Consider the following 22044-nt stretch of genomic DNA (forward strand, 5'->3'; position numbering starts at 1 on the left):
TTTTTTAGCGACAAACTGAATAAAATATTGACGCACATGGCATTGAGTCAAAGTTTACAGCAAAAGCTTTTACAAAAACTTTCTCCACAGCAGATTCAGCTCATGAAACTGCTGCAGGTGCCTACGGCTAACCTTGAAGAACGGATTAAGGAAGAACTGGAAGAAAATCCGGCTTTGGAAGTGTCTGAAGAAAGCCATGACGAGTATGATAATGAGACGAAAGATGAATTCGACAGCAGCGATGAAGAGGATTTTGATGTAGATGGCAGTGAGGATGAGTATGATAATATCGACATTAGCGAGTACGTAGGAGATGAAGACGGAGAAATAGCAGATTACAAATTGCGGGATGATAACTATCCCGAAATGGACGACAAGAAAGTTGTTCCGTATAAAATAGAAACATCGTTCCATGAACACCTGCTGAGCCAGTTGGGCATGTTGAAGATGAACGATAAAGAACGCAGGATCGCCGAACAGATAGTGGGCAGTATTGACGATGATGGGTACCTGCGCCGCGAAACGGCGGCCATCGTCGACGATCTCGCTTTCCGCCAGAACATCGATACCAACGAACAGGAAGTGGAAAAGGTGATCAGGCTGGTGCAGCAGTTCGACCCGCCGGGAGTATGCGCCCGCGACCTGCAGGAATGTTTGTTGCTGCAATTGCACCGGCAGCAGATTGGCGGCAGAAATGTCGACAAGGCCATCGATGTGCTTACCGATTACTTCGATGAGTTCACCAAGAAACACTACGACAAAATTCAACGCGGGTTGAACCTCGATGATGAAGGTTTGAAAGATGTGATCGGCCATATCATTCGCCTTACCCCGAAACCCGGCGGTAATCATGGCGATATCAACAAGGCGGAAAGTTATGTGGTGCCCGACTTCTTCGTATACAACAACGGCGGCAAGCTCGAGCTCACGCTCAACTCAAAGAACGCGCCCGACCTGCGCATCAGCGAAGGCTATCGCGACATGCTGCGCGAATACGATAAGGGCAGTAAAAAAGACAAACGCCAGAAAGAAGCTATCCTGTTCATAAAGCAGAAGATAGATGCCGCCAAATGGTTCATAGATGCCATTAAACAAAGGCAGCATACGCTGAGCAGTGTAATGGAAACCATCATGAGCTACCAGCGCGAATTTTTCCTCACCGGCGATGAAACTACGCTGAAGCCCATGATCCTGAAAGATATTGCCGAACGCACCGGGCTCGATATCTCTACCGTAAGCCGCGTGGCCAACAGCAAGTTTGTACAAACCGAATTCGGCACCTACAGGTTGAAGTTCTTCTTTAGCGAATCACTCAGTACCGATAGTGGGGAAGAGGTATCTACCCGCGAGGTAAAGAAAATACTCAGCGACCTCATAGAAGGCGAAAGCAAGAAGAAACCATTGAGCGACGAAAAACTCACCGAGCTATTGCAGGAAAAAGGTTATAATATTGCACGCCGAACCGTTGCCAAGTACCGCGAACAATTGAATATTCCTGTGGCCCGGTTAAGGAAAGAACTGTAATAGAAGTAAGTTATGTCAACAACACCGCTTGCGGCACAGCCTGCGAAACAACCGGCGCCCATCAGGGCATTAGCCCATTTTTTTTCCTGGGTATTTCATCCGTTATTTATTCCGGCCTGTGTAACCGCCTTCCTGGTGTTCATCGATCCGTATACATTTGCCGGGTTTAATACGAAGTACAGTTTGTTCCGGCTCATTTTTGTTATTTTCAATACCGCGTTCATACCCGGTTTTGCCGTGTTCCTGATGTGGCGGCTGAAACTGATACAATCGATGCACCTGCGTACGCAAAAAGAAAGGATCATCCCGTATGCCGCCGCCATGATCTTTTACTTCTGGGCCTGGTATGTTGCTCACAGGCAAAAAGAAAATCCCGGGCCGTTTATTGATTTCCTGTTAGGGTCATTCCTCGCCGTTTGCGCCGCCTGGTTTTTGAATATCGTGAATAAGGTAAGCATGCACGCTATAGCCATTGGTGGTTTCGCCATGTTCTTTTTACTGCATGCTTTCAACCAGTCGGATGTAACCGGCATCTATTTTTCCATAGCTATTTTAATTGCCGGGGTGGTTTGTACCTCGCGCCTCATTGTTTCAGATCATACACCCGCAGAAATATATTTAGGCCTTTTTGCCGGTGCGTTTTGCCAGGTAATTGCACGCTGGTTGTAGTAAAACAGGCAACGAGGCAAAAAGGCAACAACACAATAATACAACGAGGCAAAAAAGGAAAGCCCTTTTTTGCCTCTGTGCATAAAAAAAGCCCAATCATAGGGTACGATCCTATATTGAGCTTCTAACCTTGCCCGAACGACGTTCAGTCGGGCGGGCTTCAAACCATCTGAAGTAGTGTTACTACTTAACCATTCAGAACTTTAGACTTTTGAATATAGTTTTTGGTGGGATGATAAATGAACAAACAGCTACCATCCTTTATAGTTTGAATAACTTTTCCGGTTTCTTTTTGCGGAAGTGCAGGGCATCCGAAACTGCGGCCATTGATGGGGCTGCGTGCTAAAAAGCTGGCGCCTACATAATTTGATCCATGAATGACGATATTCCGCTCGTCGGCCTTGTCGTTAATGTTCTTTTCAAGCCCTTCTATTTTCAGCGCCAGGCCATGGCTGCCGTAGTACGTGTTGCCGGTAACATAAAAACCAAGACTGCTTTTATGTGATTCGGGACTGTTGGAGAAAGAGCGGGCAAATTCGCCACCTGAATTGCGGCCATGCGCTACCCAGGTATTGATAAGCACTTTCTTTTCTTCCATATCGATTACGTAAAATCTTTTTCTGCGCGATGACTGACTGAAATCGCAGATGGAAAGCACCTGATCTTTCATCACCTTGCCGCGTTCAACCAGGTTTTTGTAACCCTTCAGCGCATATTCAAAGGCTTTTGGCGACAGGCCAAGCTTTTTCAGGTTCATTTCGTTGTACATCAACATCGCTTCCGAAGCGAATGCCTCTGCGGTTGACTTTACAATTTCCATTGCTGTTGCCGGAATAGGCGCCCGAAACTCCATTTTAGATGTGGCAGTCACATCTGGTTCTTTTACCTCTTCCTCTGTGCCGGCTGAAATTACCGGCGATACTGCTAAAAAACACAACAACACACCAAATGACATTTTCTTATATGTCCGTTTCATAGGTATTTGAACTTAAAAATCGGTTTGCAACAATTATTTTCTACGAAATACGGGAATAGAACGAAGCTTTTCCGAAAATATTTTCGCGTTTTCAGGCAGAAAACCAGTGTTTTCCGAAATAATTGAAGCAGTATGTATATTGGAGTATTTCCCAATAAGGGAATTCCCCTATTGACCGCCAGTTGCTTTTAGTACATTTACCCGGGGCCGGCCGCATCCCTTTTTTCGATATTGAATTCGTTGGCGTAGATCTTAATGAGTACGAGAAAAAGTGAAATGAGGATGGGTCCGAAAATAAGGCCGATAAACCCAAATAGTCCTACCCCTATTATAACTCCGAAACCGGTGATCAGCGGGTGCACATCGCCAAGCCGCTTCAGTACCCAGAAACGGAAAAGATTATCGACAGTGCCAATTATTCCGAAACCGTATAAGAGCATAATGATGCCTTTTGCTGATTGACCGCCGGCAAAGAACAGCAGACTTACCGGAACATAGGCAATAGCCGCTCCCACCACAGGCAGCATGGAGGTGATACAGGTAATCACAAACCAGAACCAGGGTTCATTTACACCTAATATCAGGTAACCGATCAGGCCAACTATACCCTGCAGGATGGCAATGAGGGGAATGCCGATGGCATTCGAATATACCATGCTGTTAAGCTCCCTGCGTAATAACAGCGTGTTCTCGTCTTTAACCGGTACCCAGTCGTAAAAGTTCGATTCCATTTTACGGCCGTCAACCAGCATGAAGTACAAAATAAAATACATGATCACTATGCCGAAAATAGTATCGAAAGTGGAGGCAAGGATCTTCGGCACAGTATTACTGCCCCAGGTTGCAATTTTTTCGAGGTTGGCGCTGGTAAGGATCTGGATCTTATACCGGGCTTCAATTTTTTCGATATAGGATTGCAAAGAGGAAAGCACTTCCTGTGAATGCTCCATAGCAAAGGCAATTTTTGAAGTGAGCATGTTAACCACCAGTAAAATAGGCAGCAGAATGATCAGGAATGATAACAGCATCAGCAGGGCCGCCGTCAGGCTTTTTTTCCATTTGTATTGTCCCTGCAAAATAAACATCCACTTGCGCAGCAGCACGTATAAAGTGTATGCCCCCAAAAAAGCCGGGATCAGGGTCTTTAACTGGTTGAACAGAACAATACCGAGCGTAATAATGGTGGCCAGTATCAGTACCTGCCGGATAGCGTTATTGGGAATTTGTTTCATGAAGGTTGTTGTGGATTAAAAATAAATAATAATTGCAAATGCCGTTCCTTTAATAGCAAAAGGGCGGGTACCCTTTTGAAGTTGACCCGCCCTTTGCATTTTTAAGATATAAGAACTTTATATTTTAACCTTCTTCCAGTTGCCTTTTTTGAAAAGAATGATACCGGCAATGGAAATGCCTGTTTCGGCAAGTACAATGGCAATAAACACACCCTTGGGCCCCAGTTTGAACACGATCGCCAGCAGGTAGGCAATGGGCACCTGGAACAACCAGAAGCCGAAGACATTGATCAGCGTAGGCGTTTTGGTATCGCCAGCCCCGTTGAAGGCATTGGTAACAACCATGCCTATGCCATAAAAGATATAACCAAGGCTTACGATGCGTAATGCCTGTACAGCATATGAATCAACGGTAACGTCTTTGTTCATAAACCCTACGATCGGTTGCGCGAACAACAGGAACACCAGCGTTACAAAGATCATGAAGATGGTATTATAGCGTACGGTGCTCCAAACCGATTGTTCGGCCCGTAGCGGTTGCTGCGCGCCCAGGTTTTGACCAACCAGCGTGGCGGCAGCATTGCTCAACCCCCATGCAGGTAATAAAAAGAACATGATCAGGCGAATGGCAACGCCATAACCGGCTACAGCGGTATCGCCGAACTCAGCCATAATACGCGCCAGTACCATCCAGCTGGCAGAAGCGATCAGGAACTGTGCAGTACCCGTCCAGGCTATATTACTGATGGACTTAATAATTGGCCAGTCGGGTAAAAAATCTGACGTCTTTATTTTAATAACGCGTTTGCCGCTGAATAAATGATAAAACTGGTACAGGACGCCGATACCCCGGCCAATAGTGGTAGCCATAGCGGCGCCGGTAATACCAAATGCAGGAATAGGACCTGCGCCGTGTATCAGTACCGGGCAAAGAATGATATTACAGATATTGGCGATCCATAACGAACGCATAGCCATAGACGCGTCGCCGGCTCCCCTGAAAATACCGTTGATCAAAAACAGCAACATGATAACAATGCTGCCGCCAAAAATGATGCGGGTAAATGTGGTGCCTATGCGAATGGTTTCAGCCGAAGCGCCCATCAGTTTCAGAATATCAGGCGCAAATATCAAGCCGGTGATACTAACTATAACAGTTACAAAAAAAGCGATCAGCAATGATTGCGTGCCCGCTTTCGATGCAGCTTCGGGGTTCTTTTCTCCTATACGGCGGGCTACCATCGCCGTTGCTGCCATACTCAGGCCTATGGCCAGTGAGTAAACAATGGTTAGCACCGATTCGGTTAGCACCACTGTGGCAACGGCTTCATTCATGCCCAGCCGCCCTACAAAAAAAATATCCACAACCGCAAAAACCGACTCCATGCACATCTCGAGTATCATGGGTACAGCCAGTAAGAACACGGCGCGGCGGATACTACCCTGCGTATAGTCCTGCTCCTGTCCCGACAATGCCTGTTTGAATAAAGAGAAAAAAGTTTTGACCCCGCGCTCGCGCGGAGATGTGCCTACGTTGGATGTTTGGTCAACCATACAGATCCTGTTTAACAAGTAATACAATAAAAGGTAATGAGGCGCTGCAAGCGCTGACTAAAAAAATGCTGGAGTTAAGTGTTCGTGAAACATGCCTGATGCTGCAGCGAACTGTATCTTAAAGTTTCATGGTTCGTTTCATTGAGGAGAGGCAAAGGTAGCCAACGCCGGTAATAACCAAAACTTTTTTTGCCCTCAATGGGCCAGGCCCCTATTAATAAAGGATGAAAACGGATTTTCGACGCCCGAACCCAGGGAAAATAATTTGCTTGGTAAATTAGACCGATCGGTTTATTTTTGTGAGGTGACGAAATCAGAAAAGACAAAAGAATTCATTATTGCCAAAGCCGCGCCGCTGTTCAATAAGAAAGGTTATGCCGGCACATCCATGAGCGATATCATGAAAGCCACCGGGCTGGCCAAAGGCGGATTGTACGGCAATTTTGAAAGCAAGGATGAAATTGCCGCACTTGCATTCGAGTATTCCTACAACCAGTTGAAAGATGATATAGGCCAGAAGATACGCGCCAAAAAAACGGGTGTTGACAAGTTGCTGGTCATTCTTCAGTATTATAAAAATTATACGGTATCGCCAACTGTCGATGGCGGCTGCCCGCTATTGAACACTGCGGTGGATGCCGATGATGCGTATCCGTTCCTGAAAAAGAAAGCGCGCCAGGCATTGCAGGAAATGATCGGTTCCCTGCAACATATTCTAAAAATGGGTATCCAGGAAGGCGCATTCAGGAGCGATCTGAATGTGAAGAAAGAAGCCGAACTGATCTTTGCCCAAATAGAAGGCGGTATTATGATGGCCAAGGTGCTCGATGATGTAACGGTATTGAACAGGTTACTTGAAAACCTGAAGAACCGCATGGAAACGGAATACATGAACAATGCAGAATAAACCACACAGATAACTTTAATTATATGCAAACTTCACAACCAAAAACATTTTATACAGTACGGTTCAGTGATTGCGATCCTATGGGGCATTTGAATAACGCCCGTTATATCGATTACATGCTTAATGCCCGTGAAGATCATTTGAAACAGGCTTACCAGATCAACCTGACCGAGTATCATAAAAAAGGCATTGCCTGGGTAGTGCGCCGGCACGATATACAATACCTGCGTCCCGCTTTTTATAATGAAACCGTATGTATTGAATCGAGGCTTATTGAGCTTGCCGATTCGCATTTGCTGGTTGAAATGTTAATGTATGATGAAAGCCAGACGACGTTAAAAGCCATTATGTGGACCAACTTCACCAGTATAGATGTAAAGACCGGGCGCAGGAAAGAACATACTGCAGAGTTTATGGAATTTGCAACTGCAGTAAAAGTAGCTGATGTAAATATTCACGGTGGCCTTACCGAAAGAATAAAATCACTGCAGAACCCGGTGCATTGACAATACCATATAAGTAACGGCCCGGAAGCAGAGAGCGAATAAGAACGCTTTCCGCTTCCGGGCTTTGTCGTTTAAAGCCCTTCTGTTAAGGAATTACTAATACCTTTTGCTTCCGCTTTAACCCTTAGCAATACACTTTTCTTCTTAGCATTTCTTTAATAAACTTCCTGGCTTTTGCGCCTTCTATTAGTACATAAAAGCAACACGCTTTATACAGGTAAAAAAAATAATCACTTTAAAAACATTAAATATGAAAACGTTCTTTACCCTCACTACCATCGTACTGATAGTAATTGCCAGTTTAGTAAGTGTACCTTTATTTCAACATGGACATTATGCTTTTTCTGCACTGTTGGTACTCACCAGCTTTTTATCTGCAGCAATGTGGGTGTATGTACTGGCCAGCAAGAAAGTGGTACTGAGTTAACATAGTAGCTTCTTTCAGTCATAACATAAGGGTTCCGGGAACTGGTTTTTACCGGTTCCTTTTTTATTTACCGGCCGGCCTTATGTTCAACCTGGTTGCCAAGTTCGGGCTCGGCTGTAATGAACCAACCGGGTAATTCAGGCTCATGTAATTTCCAACGCCCATTTTCATCACGGGCCAGCGTTGCGGTAATCAGGCTGCCGCTGCTGTCAACAACTGAAATGTGAAAATAGATAGCTATAGAATTTATACGGGCAAAATGAAACTCCCGTTCCTGCCCGTCTGTGCACTTAATGATGGTTGAAAAATCTGTTTCCATGGTCGCCCTTTTATACCAAATACAAAGGTGCGCAATAATCTTTCCAGAGTAAGCTATTGTAAACGTGTGATGGCCGGAATAATCGGGTTTGCAGGACAATAAATTGAAAATTAGCTGATTATTAACTGATGAAATAGTTCAATTCCGTTCCTGCCCGATTGAAGTTCTTGTATTAACCGGTTGTGATAATCAGCCTGTTGCTGAAATTTTTACACGCTCTCAATTCACTTTACACAGGGGTGTCAGCAGCCAACATTCGGGGCAACTTTCTTCCTAAAAAATCGTATATTCATAAGGCGTGTTATTAGATACGGCAAGGAACATTTTACTGCCCTTTTTTTTAATCAAGACCCTTTTACTGCATTTTTACTAACTACTTTTTGCCAGAAGCATGAAGAGATCTGTAATTGGCTGCCTGCTGCTGCTTACGCTATCTGCCGCCCGTGCCGATCATATCACAGGCGGCGAAATGCATTATACCTTCATGGGCATCAACAACGGCCAGTACACTTACCAGGTCACCGCTAAGCTTTTTATGGATTGCTATAGTAACCGCAGGCTTCCCAACCCGGCTTTCTTCGGCATTTTTAACAAGGGCACCGGGGCTCATATTATGGACATGTCGATACCCATGGTGCGGCAGGACAGGCTGCTGCTGAGCAATCCCGGCAAATGCATTACCAACCCGCCCAATGTTTGCTACGATATAGGCTTGTATGACTTTACGGTAAACCTGCCGCCGGCAGCAGAAGGGTACATCATTGCCATACAGGTTGTATACCGGGTACAGGGCATCAACAATTTAACGCCGGGCTATGGTAATATCGGGGCTACCTACACTGGTGAAATCCCGGGCAACAGCCGGGAGGCTTCAGGCCCGCAAAACCATAGCGCCCGTTTTACCGGCGATGATATGGTTGTCATTTGCGCCAACAACGCTTTCTCTTACAGCTTTGCGGCAGAAGATGGCGACAAAGATCAGTTACGGTATTCATTTGCCAACGCGTATATCGGCGGCTCGGGCGGCGGCGGAGCCAACTTTCCACCTGCACCGCCACCCTATGCATCGGTGCCATACGGATCTAATTATGGCGCAGGTGCACCATTGGGCGGTAACGTAAAGATCAATGCCAGCACCGGCTTAATAACAGGCATAGCACCCGGCGATGGTATTTATGTGGTAACGGTTCAGGTAGAAGAGATCAGGAACGGCGTAGTGATAGCCACGCAGCGCAAGGACCTGCAGATCCGCATAACGGCCTGCACCATCGCTTCCGCTTCCATGCCGGCTGAATACATGTTATGCAAAAGCTCACAAACCATTGCCTTATCGAACCTGAGCACAAGTCCGCTTATTACATCAACCACCTGGGAGTTGTTCAATAGTAACGGAGTTTCAATTTTTACTTCCAACAGTGCCAATACCAGTTATACATTTCCCGATACAGGTTTGTACACGGTAAAACTTGTCATTAACCGTAACCAGCAATGCTCCGACTCGTCATTCACAACTGCATACGTATACCCCGGCTTTGTGCCCGATTTTTCGGTGGATGGCATTTGTTTCAAAAAGCCAACCCGGTTCATCGATGCAAGTACCACCAGGTACGGGCAGGTAAATTCGTGGAACTGGAGCTTTGGCGATGGCACCGGCAATGACCGGTCGGCCCAGCCTTCGCCAACCTACACTTACCAGTCGATGGGTACGAAAAACGTGCAGCTGGTGGCCACTACTACAAAAGGCTGCCGCGATACCGTGTATAAGAGCGTTAACGTTGTTGATAAACCGCCGCTCTCGCTTGCCTTCCGCGATACGCTTATTTGTATACCCGATGGCGTTCAGCTGAAAGCAATTGGCAATGGTATTTTTAGCTGGGGGCCGGTTATTGCCATGACGAGCCCCAATACGGCAACGCCAACGGTTAACCCGGTTACCACTACAACTTATAAAGTACAGCTCGACGATAATGGATGTATCAATCACGACTCGGTAAAAGTGCGGGTAGTTGATCATGTTGACCTGCAGGCTATGAACGATACCACCATCTGCCAGGGCGATACCATCCGGCTGCACCTGCAGTCAGACGGGTTACAATATGCCTGGTCGCCCGTTAACCAGGTGCTGAACCATACCGCCGCCAACCCCCTGGCCGTAACGCAGTTCACCACCAGTTACCAGGTATTGGCCAGTATAGGCAGTTGTACCGCGCTCGACAGGGTGGTTGTTACAACGGTGCCTTACCCGGTTGCTGATGCCGGCCCTGATACAACTATTTGTTTTGCCACTTCGGCGCAGCTAAAGGGCAGTACCGAAGCAATGACTTTTGCCTGGCTGCCCAGCTCCACATTGAGCGGTCTCACCATCTTTGACCCCATAGCATCACCAGAACAATCTACGGCATATGTGCTCTCGGCGTTTGACAACAAGGGTTGCCCCAAGCCGGGATATGATACCGTAACGGTAAGCGTATTGCCTGCCATAAACGCATTTGCAGGAAGAGATACCACGGTAATTACAGGTCAGTTATTACAATTACAGGCAAGCGGCGGCGTGAAATATGAATGGAAGCCGGCAACAGGTTTATCAAATACAGCTATTGCCAATCCGGTGGCAGTCTACAGCACGCCTTCAACCGGTATACCTTACAAAGTAATGGTGTATAACGAAGCAGGTTGTGTTGATTCTGCCTATATCAAAGTAAAAGTATTTCAAACAATGCCGTCGGTGTTTGTGCCCAATGCATTTTCGCCAAATCGCGATGGCCGCAATGATCTCTTACGCCCGGTTGCGGCAGGTATGTCCCGCATCGATTTCTTCCGGATCTACAATCGCTGGGGGCAACTGGTTTTCAGCACCACAACCAGTGAACATGGCTGGGATGGCACCATTGCCGGTAAACAGCAGCCTTCCGGAACATATGTTTGGGTAGTAAAAGCCGTTGATTACCTGGGTTCGCCGTATATGCAACGCGGTACCCTGGTATTGGTTAGATAAACCTGGTCACTCCTGCTGTAGTTGTCGATGATTTAATTTGGCTTTCCCGCTGTCATTCTCCAATCCATAGAAAATACATTCAGCAGGCAGTTGCACAATTCGCTGATGCGGGTGGGCTTGGTTAGAAAGAAATGTGCACCCAGCTGCAGAATTTCCTGTTTGTCTTTCTGGTTGCTGCTGGTAGTGTAAATAATAAGCGGAACAGTTGAATACCGGGGAAGTTTTTTTATTTCAATAAGGCATTCCTTACCGTTTAGTTTCGGCATATTCAGATCGAGGAAAATAAAATCGGGAAGTGGAATGCTTTCATCCTTTAATTGTCTTAACGCCACTTCTCCATTGTTGGCAAAGAAACAGTTGAAAGGAATGTTCAGGTCCTTCATGGCTTCATTAATGAACAGCTGGTCGTCTTCATCATCATCGATTATGAAAAGGGTTTTTGTTTTGTCCATGAGGTTGATAATAAGTATAAAAATACCAATTTTTGAGGGTATTTTCCCTGTAAAAAGCATTTTTTAATCTGCGAAACAGGAATAGATACTGAGCAGCGCATGTGCCGGCAATGGCCACATTTAACATTGCATAATATTCCATTATTTCTTCATCTGGAAAATGGGAAATCGGCAGGTTGACAGAAATTGTTATTGAATCCTGTATCTTCAGGTTTTGCGATACTGCCGGTAACGATTGTATGCCCTTCCGGCAGGCTAAATCAACGATTCATGAATCAACTGGAAATGAAAACAAAACGCCTGTTCATTGTGCTGCTGTTGCCTGTAAGCCTGTATGCACAAACTGAAAAATCAACTGCAACCGGTAACAGCCAACGCGAATACTTTGTACAATCCCTCGTACGTATTGCCGATCCCCTGCTGACCGCACTAAGCAAAAATGAATTGAAAAAGAAAATGCCGGTGGAAGCAAAGACCAACGACCGGCAGAACTATACCTACCTCGAAGCTTTTGGCCGTTTGCTCGCCGGCATGGCGCCCTGGCTGGAACTGGGCCCTGATAATACCGAAGAAGGAAAACTGCGCAAAAAATACATTGATCTTTCTGTGACAGGTATTCGCAACGCCACCGACCCCGCAGCGCCCGATTATATGAACTTTTATAAGGGCGGACAAGCCCTTGTAGATGCGGCATTTTTATCGCAGGCCCTGTTGCGCGCCCCCACCCAGTTATGGGGCCGGCTCGATGCAAAAACAAAAAAGAATGTACTGGAAGCGCTGAAAAGTTCAAGAGTGATAACACCCGGCCATAGCAACTGGCTTTTTTTCAGCGCCATGGTAGAAGCCGCTTTGTTACAGTTTGAAGGAAGCTGTGATAAAATGCGAATAGACTATGCCGTATCGCAACACCTGCAGTGGTACAAGGGCGATGGCGCCTATGGCGACGGCCCCAATTTTCACTGGGACTATTACAACAGCTTTGTAATACAGCCCATGTTCCTCGAAGTGCTGCAGGCGCTTATCGCGAGCGGACAAAAAGAAACCAAAATCTGGGATCTTGAACTGACCCGCGCCCGGCGGTATGCAGCTGTACAGGAACGCATGATCTCGCCCGAAGGCACCTACCCGCCCATTGGCCGTTCGCTGGCTTACCGGTTTGGCGCCTTTCAATTACTGTCGAAGATCGCGCTCATGCGCCAGTTGCCGGCCGATGTATTGCCGCAGCAGGTACGATGCGCCTTGTATGAAGTAGTAAAAAAACAAATGGAAGCGCCCGGTACGTTCGATAAAGACGGATGGCTTACTATAGGATTGGTGGGCCATCAGCCCGGCGTAGGCGAACACTATATTTCAACGGGCAGCCTGTATTTATGCTCACAGGTATTTTTGGTGCTCGGCCTGCCCGCAAACGATCCGTTCTGGCAGAATGCCGATGCCGACTGGACCGCTAAAAAAGCCTGGAAGGGCGAACCTATTCCCATTGACCATTCAATAGAAAATTAAAGAACCGGCGAAATAACAAACCCTGCCGCCTGGTAATGCCATTCAGTGTTTACTGAATGCATTGACAAATGTCATAGAAAAATCAGCTGCACCTGCACGCTAAGAAATTTGTTCCATTTTAATAAGTATTAACACGCTGTTTTTGCTGGAACCCTCACCGGATCGGGCATTTTTTCGCCAATTGGTTCGAGATTTGCCCTATGAGCGGAATTGATTGAAAATGGTAAAAGGTTGTTAAAGCAATTGATGACACCCAGCCAAATATTATTGAAACGCGTTATTATAATCCAGGGAGCCATTCAGCATGAATATAAAAGCTATAACCAGTACAGTGATTGCCGGCGTAACATTGTTCGCCGCGTGTCGTAAAGATGATTCAATGTCTTCAGATGATGGCGCATCAACCAGCGATTGTGTGGTGCAGGAAAGCACTGGAAACGGGAGGCTTATTCCCGACCAGTACATTATAGCCTACAACCAGTCAACCAGCAGCAGTTTAAGTTCAACTGCGCGCATCGCTTCATTCAGTAATAATTTATTGAAACGTAACAATATCAGCAGTTCCGCATTGCGGAAGAGTTTTTCCGGCGCTCCCGGCAGCCGTGCATTGGGTGGTTTTATTGCCCGCTTATCGGGTGCAGAACTGGCCAGGTTGAAAGCCGATACATCCATTCGCATGATAGAACAGGACCGTATCGTTGCCTATGGTGCTTGTTTTCAGGTGGTTGAGCCCAAAACAATTACCTGGAACGTAACCCGGGTAGGTTATGGCGACGGCACCGGCAAAACCGCATGGATCATTGATTCTGGGATCGATTTCGGCCATCCCGATCTGAATGCCGATGCTACCCGCAGCAAATCATTTATAAACGGCGTTACTTCAGCAGCCGATGAAAACGGTCATGGTACCCATGTAGCCGGCATTATCGGTGCAAAGAATAATTCAGAAGGGGTGTTGGGAGTGGCTTCAGGCGCCAGCCTGGTTGCCTGCCGGGTTTTTGATAAAGATGGCGAAGGCACCCTCGGTTCAATTGTACAGGCTTTATCATACATCAGCAGTAATGCAAAAGCAGGCGATGTGGTGAATATGAGTTTGGGCGAAGATGAAGTATCGAGCATCCTTGATAACCAGGTTCAGTCAATAGCCGCCAAAGGAATCTACTTTGCCATTGCCGCCGGTAACGACGGCAAATCTGCCAATGGCTTCTCGCCCGGCAGAGTGAATGGTACAAATATCTACACGGTTTCTGCGGTCGACAGCCTCGATAATTTTGCCTCCTTTTCAAACTACGGAAATGATGTGGTGGACCTTGCAGCGCCCGGTGTTCGAATTCCTTCCACTTATTTAAATGGAAAATACGCCATCTTCAGTGGAACCTCGATGGCTGCGCCGCATGTAGCCGGTTTGTTATTGCTTAAAGGAAGCGCTATAACTACTTTAGGCACAGCTAAAAACGACCCCGATGGCAGTCCCGATCCTATTGCCCACAAATAGCCTTTAACTCCTTCGTTTTTATAAACATATTGGGGAATTTGTTGCCCAACAAAGCTGGTGTTAAATTTCGATGGATGATGCATCCATGAAATTGAAACAAAGACAACCCCGCAGGTATGTATTGACTAAAAAACTGGATGCATTCTTTACCGATGTGTATTCGTTCGGGCAGTTTATTGCCCGCTTTTTCCGCACAGTATTTTTACCGCCTTACGAGTTCAAAGAAATAATAAAGCAGAGTTATGCCATAGGCGTAAAATCATTACCCTTAATTACACTTACCGGTTTTATTACGGGCATTGTATTTACAAAACAAAGCCGCCCTTCGTTATCTGAATTCGGCGCCACCTCCTGGCTGCCCTCGCTGGTAGCCATTGCCATTATCCGTGCGCTGGCCCCATTGGTTACCGGCCTTATCACTGCCGGCAAAGTAGGTTCCAACATCGGGGCAGAATTAGGTTCCATGAAAGTGACCGAACAAATAGATGCCATGGAAGTGTCGGCTACCAACCCGTTCAGGTTTCTGGTAGTGACCCGCATATTGAGCACCACCTTTATGGTTCCCCTGCTGATGTTGTATATGGCATTGTTGGCTTTGTTAGGCGCCTTTGTAAACGTACACGCCAATGAGCAAACCAGTTTTGTTTCATTTATCGAGAACGGTTTTCAAACTATCAGTTTCCTTGATATTTTTTCATCAATATTCAAATCGGTCATCTTCGGTTTTACTATAGGTATTGTTGGTTGTTACCAGGGATATAATACAACGCAGGGCACCCAGGGGGTAGGCCGGGCGGCCAATTCCTCCGTGGTGATGTCGATGTTCCTGATATTTATAGAAGAAATAATAATTGTACAGATCACAAACTGGTTCAGGCCCTGATGGAAAAAAAAGAAAAACATATCGACAGAACAAAACAGGTTATTACCATTCGCGACCTGCATAAATCGTTTGGAACAAACCACGTATTGCGGGGTATCGACCTCGATATCTTTCAGGGTGAAAATGTGGTAGTGCTGGGCCGGTCGGGTACGGGTAAATCGGTGCTGATAAAGATCATTGCCGGATTGCTGAAGCCCGACAAAGGAACGGTAAATGTATTGGGCGAAAATGTTGCCAGCTTAAGCTACCGCAAACTGGAAGAGCTTCGGTTACGCATTGGATTTTCATTTCAGAACAGCGCATTGTATGATAGCATGACCGTAAGGGAAAACCTCGAATTCCCGTTGTTACGCAACTCAAAACATTTAACCACGGCGCAGGTCAACAGTGCAGTTGAAAAAGCGCTTGAAGCGGTTGGTTTGTCGCATGCCATAAACCAGTGGCCGGCCGAGCTTTCGGGCGGACAACGAAAACGCATTGGCATTGCGCGAACACTTATTATGCAACCGGCCATAATGTTGTATGATGAACCTACCGCTGGCCTTGATCCCATAACCAGCATGGAGATAAATGATCTTATCAATGAAGTGCAGCAGCGGTTCAATACCAGTTCCATAATTATAACGCACGACCTTACCTGTGCCAGGGCTACCGGCGATAAGTTAGCCGTTTTGCTCGATGGCCGTTTTGTACAAATGGGGTCGTTTGAAGAAGTTTTTGCCAGCGGCGATGAGCGGCTGAAAAGTTTCTATGATTACAATTTTATAACCTGATTGAAAATGTATTTGAACAAACAGATTTGTTCAAACTAAAATGTTTACTGATGAGCACAGAAAAAAATAAACGTACGGTGATCGTTGGCCTGTTTGTAACACTGGGCCTGCTGATCTTAGTGGTGGGGGTTTTTACGCTTGGCGGACAGAAAAAGACATTTGCGCCTTCCATTGACGTTCAGGCTGTTTTTGACAATGTGAACGGTTTGCAGAAAGGCGATAATGTATGGTTCTCGGGTGTGAAAGTAGGTGTCGTAAGGTCGATTGAGTTCAATGGCAATTCACAAATAAGGGTTACCATGCACATTGAAAGAAAGGCCCAGGAATTTATCCGCAAAGACGCAAAGGCCAAAGTAGGCGCCGAAGGATTTATAGGCAATAAACTGGTGGTTATCTATGGCGGTTCAGAAAAGGCCGGTCCTATTGAGGGCGGTGAACATCTGATGGTTGAAAAAACATTGAGTACCGACGATATGATGGCTACCCTGCAAAAGAACAATGAAAACCTGGTGGCCATAACTACCGATTTTAAAACGGTTAGCAACCGGTTGGTAAGTGGAGAAGGAACTGCCGGCGCTTTGCTTACCGATGCTACCTTGTATAAAAGCCTGGCCAGTACTGCCAGCAATTTACAGGTAGCGGCGCGTAACAGCCAGGTACTTAGCAGCCGTATTGCAGCATATACCGCCCAATTGGAAAAACCGGGCAGCCTGGCGAATGGCCTGGTGAACGATACGGTTATTATGGCCAATTTACAGGCTGCAGTAAAACAGATAAATGATGCCGCCAACGCCGCCCACTCCTTTACATCTAACCTGAAAACCGTTAGCGATCAGTTGCGTACAGACAATAGTGCCGCTGGTGTACTGCTGAACGACCAGGAAGCTGCGGAAGACCTGAAAGCCATATTGGAAAACCTGAATTCCGGCAGCCGCAAACTCGATGAAGACCTGGAAGCATTACAGCACAATTTTTTATTCCGCGGGTATTTTAGAAAGAAAGCAAAACGCGAGGCCAAGGCCAGGGAGGCAGAAGAAAAGATGCGTGAGGCGGCAGAGAAAGATAATTAAGAAAGCGGCAATTGCCAGCCAACAACATCAACATGTATATCTGTTAAAGTTTCCTTAATGGGTTTATTTGGCAAACCACTTGCACCAGGTGGTGTTATAATGACTGTAATCAATATTCATTAACCGGCAGGTGTGTAAGCCAAAAAGAAATTGAATGCCTAAATCCAACTATCCCAAATTCAGGATCTTGATTTTTCCGCTGTTACTACTGGTTGTAGTATGTTTTATGTTCGCAGCTCCGGCTGCCGATCTGTTGCATAAGAAAAAAGCCGATACAGCTATTGCTGTAAAAGATCCAGCTATTACCGGCGCAAACACCGTTAACCAATATAGTTTATTGTACAATCAAATGAAACTCGATAGCCTTGGGTTGTCGCAGGAAGCATTTAACTATGGTTTACAGGGATATACCGATATGGTTTCGAACGGCGGCTTAAAAAAGAACAATCTGCTTTCGATAGTAGATTTTAGCCTGCCTTCTTCGAAAAAGAGACTGTTCATAATCGATGTAACAACAGGAAAGTTGTTGTTCAATACATACGTTTCACATGGCCGCAATTCCGGTAAAGAAATGGCCACCCGGTTTTCAAACGACCTTAACAGTTTTAAAAGCAGCCTTGGCTTTTTCGTAACAGGAAACACTTATAAGGGCGAACATGGTTATTCATTGCGGCTCGAGGGCATGGAAGCCGGCATAAATGACAATGCATATAACAGAAGCATTGTAATGCATGCAGCTAACTATGTAAATGAAAAAGTAATTGCAATGAAAGGCTTTTTAGGGCGCAGCCTTGGTTGCCCCGCCATACCGCCATCATTACATAAAGCTATTATCAATACTATAAAAGATGGCAGCTGTTTGTTCTTATACAGCCCCGATTCAAATTATATCGCTCATTCCAAGATGATCAATCCGCCGGTGGCGCAGTTGCCGGCAAACGGGTAGAAAAGTTGTTTAAGTAATAATAAATAAAAAAGTCCCCTGGCCTCGCCGGGGGACTTTTGGTTTTTCATATAGTCACTAGTTCTCAGTTCTAAGAATTATTATTTGCGAATAACCGGGCAATCGAGCGTGCTCCTTTTTCCAAAGGTGTAAATCAACCCAATTGAAATATTGGCGTAATAGTCGTTTTTGTCGGGGTTCACCGATTTGCTGAATCCGTCGATATAATCGCTGAATGTGAACCGGTACGATCCTTCAGCCATAACCGATAGTTTGTTTGAGACGGGGTATCGCAAACCAACCCCAACGGGAATAACGGCAATGGTGCCGGGCAGGTTATGCGCCGAGTCTGTGGCCAGGCCCTGAAGCATCGTGTGATCAGGCGGGAAATAATCATAGTTTATGCGGCTGAAATCGCGGGTAACGCGTAATGCGCTAAGACCTACCCCGCCAAAAATATAAGGGGATATTATTTTTCTTTCACCATAATTATTACCCAGAATATTCCAAACCAGTAATTCTGAAATTTCCGTTACCCGGGCGCCAAACCGGAACGCGCGGTGCTGCCGCCATTCGGGGCTATCGTAATTGGTGTCATCGGCCATTAGTTTGCCATGGGCCAGGTTCGTGCGTAATGAAAAGGAACGCGATAGAATGCGATTATAAAAAAGGTTGAATGCAAAGCCAGGCGATTTAAATGCGCCTGCCTTTTCAGGTGTAAGATCGCCCTGATAAACGAATACGCCGCCCCCAATCCCTATTTCATGTTTAGGAACAATTACCTGTGCGCGTAAGGAACTAACAAAACTGCAAGCTATAAATGTAAACGCAATGGCCTTTCCGGAAAACAAATTCATGTATTGGTTTTTTAGTCGGGTAGAAAGAGGCCATGAATAAATTGTTTTGATGAACAGTAAATGGTGAATTAAAAGTAGAAGTAGTCGATAGTAATTTAATTTAACGCAAAGACGTTGACAGAATGTGAATATGAAATGTTAAAAAACTTACGGGTACTGGTTATCAGCGAAATATCAACAACAAAAAAAATGCCGGGTATATACTGTATCGAAAGTATTCAAATAAGGCGGTGCCCGCTGTAAATAGTAGGAAGGCAGTTTTTAAGAAAGGTTTAATGGCCGGTGCGACCGTGCATAATTTTTTTTAATGGTAAATAGAAAAAGCCCTGTTGAAACAGGGCTTTGCACTTTAAAAGTAACACCCATGAAAAACGAGTTACAATAATTTCTTTATACTTATTTGACGATGTTTGAAGGTTACAATTGCGCTTATAGCTGCACTTTTTTCGAAGCTCACTTTTACGGTGTGGTAAGGTTTTTAATTATTAGGCGCGCCAGCGTCTATCCAACAGGTGATAATGGCTTTTTGTTGTGCGCTGAACGTTGCATCCATTGGCATATTGCCGCTTGCTACCGCCGTACGGATCTGTGCCCGCGCATTGAAGATCTGTGTATAGTTTGTAAGCGCTCCGGGCCCATTTACACTGGCAGCCTCGTGACAATTCGATTTTGAACAACTCGTTTGCATTAATGGAAGAACGTTTGCGGAAAAGGTGGTGGTAATGGTATTGCAATCGACTGTGGCTGGCGTATCATCATTGGCACTGTCTTTTTTACAAGCAATTGCCAGAACTGTCATTAACAGGAGGATGCCGGTTGCCGAACTGAGCGTTTTCTTCATACAGGTGTTTTTTGGATTAAATGTTATCTGATTCTTTCTTCTACGATACAATGGATAAACAGGTTGCCGGATCGCGTGCATTGTACTATCGAAAAGAAAGATTTACAGCTAATCTATAGTAACCTTACTGTATAAACAAAATTGCTCCTGTTTCACCCTAAAATTAGGTCCTATATTAAATATCGCAATAATGTTATAGACGAAACCGGCAAATGTATCGGGGAAAAGACACTTTTTGTTGTCAACTTTTTTCCGGTTGTTGAAAAAACTCACATAACTGTCGCTGATGGGTAGTTCAGTTCGGGCTGTCAATTGTACCTTCCGGTTATTGAATGGCTTTTACCATGGCAACAGATACAATATACGGCCCTGGTAAACCGCTCTATATTGATAGGCTTCAGCAGGTAATCCACCGCATCCGGTTCAATTCCCTCTATGGCAAATTGCCGGTGTGCCGAAGTGAAGATGATCAGTGGCTTTTCTTGCAAAGAACGTACCAGATCGATACCCGAAATATCGGGCATATTGATGTCTATAAACAGCCCGTCTGCCTTCGTATTACGTAATAACTCAACCGCAGAAACCGCATCGTCGACCCAGTAACAGGTTGACAGGTTAACAGATTAATAAGTTGGCAGGTTTACAAGGGAAGAAGGGTGCTACCCGGAGATGATTACGGATTGGCGGAATTGAAAGGCGAAGCCCCGATGGAATTGGGTTCACAAGGGAATAGTTGATTACTTCGAAAACCGCCGATAAAAGTCCAGATACCCGTTGTCGGATTCTAAAGCCGCCTAACCAATTGAGTATGTTTGTTATACACAGTGCTGAAGCCAGGCTTTCCTCCTCATTATTCTATAACGCTTCAACCAAATTTTATAAACTCCTTTCCGAAAAAACAGTATACTTTTACACCGGAATGAAAAAGCTCCTCGTGTCCATATTAGCCATCTTTTACCTAAGCACCTCAATAGGCGCTACGGTAAACCTGCATTATTGCATGGGCGAACTGGTAACCTGGGACCTTTCCATACAGGAAACACATACCTGCGGCAATTGCGGTATGGAAAAGGTCAAAAACAAAAAGAATGGTTGTTGTGAGGATAAACACCAGCGGCTGCAGGTAGAAAAAGACCAGAAGGCAGAAAGCCGGTATCAGCCCGACGCGCCGGTTAGTATTGCCGTTATTACCACATTTCCTTTTTTTGTAACGCCGGTTATCGCTTCTGTAACGGAAGCGTACCCTTTATCCAATGCGCCGCCGCGAAGTACGGTGCCCCTTCGTGTTCTTTATTGCATTTTCCGTATCTGATCTCCCGATTATACAACCCCGGCATTCTGTTGGGCAGATGGCATTAATTACACCTATGCCTTCTTACATCTCCATTCAGTAATCAAACATAAAATTGTAGCATAAGAAAAGCGCTGTTGCCTTCAATAGGCTGCATTTTCGTATGTACACGTTTTTAAAATTGTTCATCATTTAAAATGCTTAAAATGAAAAAGTCATTCATTGGCGTACTGGCTGCCATTTCGATCATTGCATATTCCTGCGGCGATAACGCATCTACTACCCAAAAAGAAGAGCATGCGTCTGAAGCTCATGCTGCTACTGAAGAAAATGCCGAAGTAAAAGTGGTAAAGGCAAGTTTTACAAATGTTGATGCTGCCGTGGCCGGCCACATAAAAAAGTTAACAGATAATTACCTGCTGATAAAAAACGCCCTCACCAACGCCAAACCAGCCGAAGCCGGCGATGCGGCAAATAAAATAACAGCAGCAATAAAAGGTTTCGATAAGTCGCTGCTTTCGGCCGACCAGAAAAAAGTGTATGATCAGCAGGAAGAAAACTTAAAAACCACTGCAGAACATATTGCCAAAAGCACCGGCGATCTCGAACACCAGCGCGAACAGTTTTCGATAATGAGCGAAAGCCTGTATACCATGGTGAAAGCGTTTGGCGGTGGCAAAACCCTCTACCACGATCATTGCCCAATGGCAAAAGATGGTAAAGGCGCCATGTGGTTAAGCGAAACCAAAGCAATACGAAACCCCTATTTCGGCGACAAGATGATGGAATGCGGAAGCGTGGAAGAGGAAATACAATAATAATGAATA

At 45.6% G+C, this 22044-nt stretch carries 22 protein-coding genes; 14 read left to right on the plus strand and 8 right to left on the minus strand.

Going from position 1 to position 22044, the window contains the following annotated elements; translation table 11 throughout:
• Positions 1 to 36: 36 nt before the first annotated feature.
• Positions 37 to 1524 carry an RNA polymerase factor sigma-54 gene (gene rpoN, locus A4R26_RS33160; RefSeq protein ID WP_081171306.1) on the plus strand — a complete coding sequence of 496 codons (1488 nt, stop codon included), beginning with the start codon at positions 37 to 39 and terminating at the stop codon, positions 1522 to 1524.
• Positions 1525 to 1536: 12 nt separating this feature from the next.
• Positions 1537 to 2193: a hypothetical protein gene (locus A4R26_RS33165; protein ID WP_081171308.1), complete on the plus strand. Its 657-nt coding sequence runs from the start codon at positions 1537 to 1539 to the stop codon at positions 2191 to 2193.
• A gap of 187 nt (positions 2194 to 2380) precedes the next feature.
• On the opposite strand, the gene A4R26_RS33170 is transcribed toward A4R26_RS33165, so the two are convergent.
• The 3 genes from A4R26_RS33170 to A4R26_RS33180 all read right to left on the minus strand — a co-directional run bounded on the left by A4R26_RS33170 (position 2381) and on the right by A4R26_RS33180 (position 5955).
• On the minus strand, positions 2381 to 3169 hold the full coding sequence (locus A4R26_RS33170) for a murein L,D-transpeptidase catalytic domain family protein (protein ID WP_242675086.1): 789 nt from the start codon (positions 3167 to 3169) through the stop codon (positions 2381 to 2383).
• A gap of 197 nt (positions 3170 to 3366) precedes the next feature.
• Positions 3367 to 4401: an AI-2E family transporter gene (locus tag A4R26_RS33175; RefSeq protein WP_081171312.1), complete on the minus strand. Its 1035-nt coding sequence runs from the start codon at positions 4399 to 4401 to the stop codon at positions 3367 to 3369.
• A 117-nt stretch (positions 4402 to 4518) separates the two neighbouring features.
• Positions 4519 to 5955 carry an MATE family efflux transporter gene (locus A4R26_RS33180; RefSeq protein ID WP_081171314.1) on the minus strand — a complete coding sequence of 479 codons (1437 nt, stop codon included), beginning with the start codon at positions 5953 to 5955 and terminating at the stop codon, positions 4519 to 4521.
• A 304-nt stretch (positions 5956 to 6259) separates the two neighbouring features.
• On the opposite strand from A4R26_RS33180, the gene A4R26_RS33185 reads away from it, so the two are divergent.
• The 3 genes from A4R26_RS33185 (at position 6260) to A4R26_RS35300 (ending at position 7795) form a co-directional block, all read left to right on the plus strand.
• Positions 6260 to 6862, plus strand: coding sequence for a TetR/AcrR family transcriptional regulator (locus A4R26_RS33185; protein WP_165760502.1), 603 nt, complete (start codon positions 6260 to 6262; stop codon positions 6860 to 6862).
• Between the two features lie 23 nt (positions 6863 to 6885).
• On the plus strand, positions 6886 to 7368 hold the full coding sequence (locus A4R26_RS33190; RefSeq protein WP_081171318.1) for an acyl-CoA thioesterase: 483 nt from the start codon (positions 6886 to 6888) through the stop codon (positions 7366 to 7368).
• Between the two features lie 250 nt (positions 7369 to 7618).
• Positions 7619 to 7795, plus strand: a complete 177-nt coding sequence (locus tag A4R26_RS35300) for a hypothetical protein (protein ID WP_165760503.1) — start codon at positions 7619 to 7621, stop codon at positions 7793 to 7795.
• A gap of 67 nt (positions 7796 to 7862) precedes the next feature.
• Here the strand turns inward: A4R26_RS35300 and A4R26_RS33195 are convergent, their stop codons facing one another.
• Complete coding sequence (locus tag A4R26_RS33195) at positions 7863 to 8114, minus strand: hypothetical protein (RefSeq protein ID WP_081171320.1); 252 nt, start codon at positions 8112 to 8114, stop codon at positions 7863 to 7865.
• Between the two features lie 391 nt (positions 8115 to 8505).
• Between A4R26_RS33195 and A4R26_RS33200 the strand changes: the two genes are divergently transcribed.
• A complete protein-coding gene (locus A4R26_RS33200) occupies positions 8506 to 11109 on the plus strand; it encodes a T9SS type B sorting domain-containing protein (RefSeq protein ID WP_081171322.1) in 2604 nt (867 codons plus the stop codon).
• Positions 11110 to 11141: 32 nt separating this feature from the next.
• Here A4R26_RS33200 and A4R26_RS33205 read toward each other — a convergent pair whose 3' ends face one another.
• Positions 11142 to 11561 carry a response regulator gene (locus A4R26_RS33205; protein ID WP_107685934.1) on the minus strand — a complete coding sequence of 140 codons (420 nt, stop codon included), beginning with the start codon at positions 11559 to 11561 and terminating at the stop codon, positions 11142 to 11144.
• Positions 11562 to 11831: 270 nt separating this feature from the next.
• Between A4R26_RS33205 and A4R26_RS33210 the strand changes: the two genes are divergently transcribed.
• The 6 genes from A4R26_RS33210 (at position 11832) to A4R26_RS33235 (ending at position 18231) form a co-directional block, all read left to right on the plus strand.
• Positions 11832 to 13064, plus strand: a complete 1233-nt coding sequence (locus A4R26_RS33210; RefSeq protein ID WP_242675087.1) for a DUF2264 domain-containing protein — start codon at positions 11832 to 11834, stop codon at positions 13062 to 13064.
• Positions 13065 to 13443: 379 nt separating this feature from the next.
• The gene (locus tag A4R26_RS33215) at positions 13444 to 14559 is read left to right on the plus strand and encodes a S8 family serine peptidase (protein ID WP_242675088.1); all 1116 of its coding nucleotides are present in this window, start codon (positions 13444 to 13446) and stop codon (positions 14557 to 14559) included.
• Between the two features lie 85 nt (positions 14560 to 14644).
• Complete coding sequence (locus A4R26_RS33220) at positions 14645 to 15442, plus strand: MlaE family ABC transporter permease (RefSeq protein WP_081171646.1); 798 nt, start codon at positions 14645 to 14647, stop codon at positions 15440 to 15442.
• Positions 15442 to 16215, plus strand: coding sequence for an ABC transporter ATP-binding protein (locus A4R26_RS33225; protein WP_081171328.1), 774 nt, complete (start codon positions 15442 to 15444; stop codon positions 16213 to 16215). Before A4R26_RS33220 ends, A4R26_RS33225 begins: the two co-directional genes overlap by 1 nt.
• A gap of 50 nt (positions 16216 to 16265) precedes the next feature.
• On the plus strand, positions 16266 to 17285 hold the full coding sequence (locus A4R26_RS33230; RefSeq protein WP_081171330.1) for an MlaD family protein: 1020 nt from the start codon (positions 16266 to 16268) through the stop codon (positions 17283 to 17285).
• Between the two features lie 154 nt (positions 17286 to 17439).
• Entirely contained in the window at positions 17440 to 18231 is a 792-nt protein-coding gene (locus A4R26_RS33235; RefSeq protein WP_081171332.1) for a murein L,D-transpeptidase catalytic domain family protein, read from the plus strand.
• Positions 18232 to 18329: 98 nt separating this feature from the next.
• Here A4R26_RS33235 and A4R26_RS33240 read toward each other — a convergent pair whose 3' ends face one another.
• From A4R26_RS33240 to A4R26_RS33255, 3 genes are all read right to left on the minus strand, one after another.
• On the minus strand, positions 18330 to 19085 hold the full coding sequence (locus A4R26_RS33240) for a DUF6089 family protein (protein ID WP_081171334.1): 756 nt from the start codon (positions 19083 to 19085) through the stop codon (positions 18330 to 18332).
• Between the two features lie 478 nt (positions 19086 to 19563).
• Positions 19564 to 19926, minus strand: a complete 363-nt coding sequence (locus tag A4R26_RS33245) for a hypothetical protein (RefSeq protein WP_081171336.1) — start codon at positions 19924 to 19926, stop codon at positions 19564 to 19566.
• Positions 19927 to 20234: 308 nt separating this feature from the next.
• On the minus strand, positions 20235 to 20540 hold the full coding sequence (locus A4R26_RS33255; RefSeq protein WP_107685932.1) for a response regulator: 306 nt from the start codon (positions 20538 to 20540) through the stop codon (positions 20235 to 20237).
• A 305-nt stretch (positions 20541 to 20845) separates the two neighbouring features.
• Between A4R26_RS33255 and A4R26_RS33260 the strand changes: the two genes are divergently transcribed.
• A complete protein-coding gene (locus A4R26_RS33260; RefSeq protein WP_133054861.1) occupies positions 20846 to 21238 on the plus strand; it encodes an HYC_CC_PP family protein in 393 nt (130 codons plus the stop codon).
• 185 nt (positions 21239 to 21423) lie between these two features.
• Positions 21424 to 22035: a DUF3347 domain-containing protein gene (locus tag A4R26_RS33265; RefSeq protein WP_165760504.1), complete on the plus strand. Its 612-nt coding sequence runs from the start codon at positions 21424 to 21426 to the stop codon at positions 22033 to 22035.
• Positions 22036 to 22044: the final 9 nt, after the last annotated feature.

It is taken from the genome of Niastella populi (assembly GCF_002078015.1).
Taxonomy (GTDB): Bacteria; Bacteroidota; Bacteroidia; order Chitinophagales; family Chitinophagaceae; genus Niastella; species Niastella populi.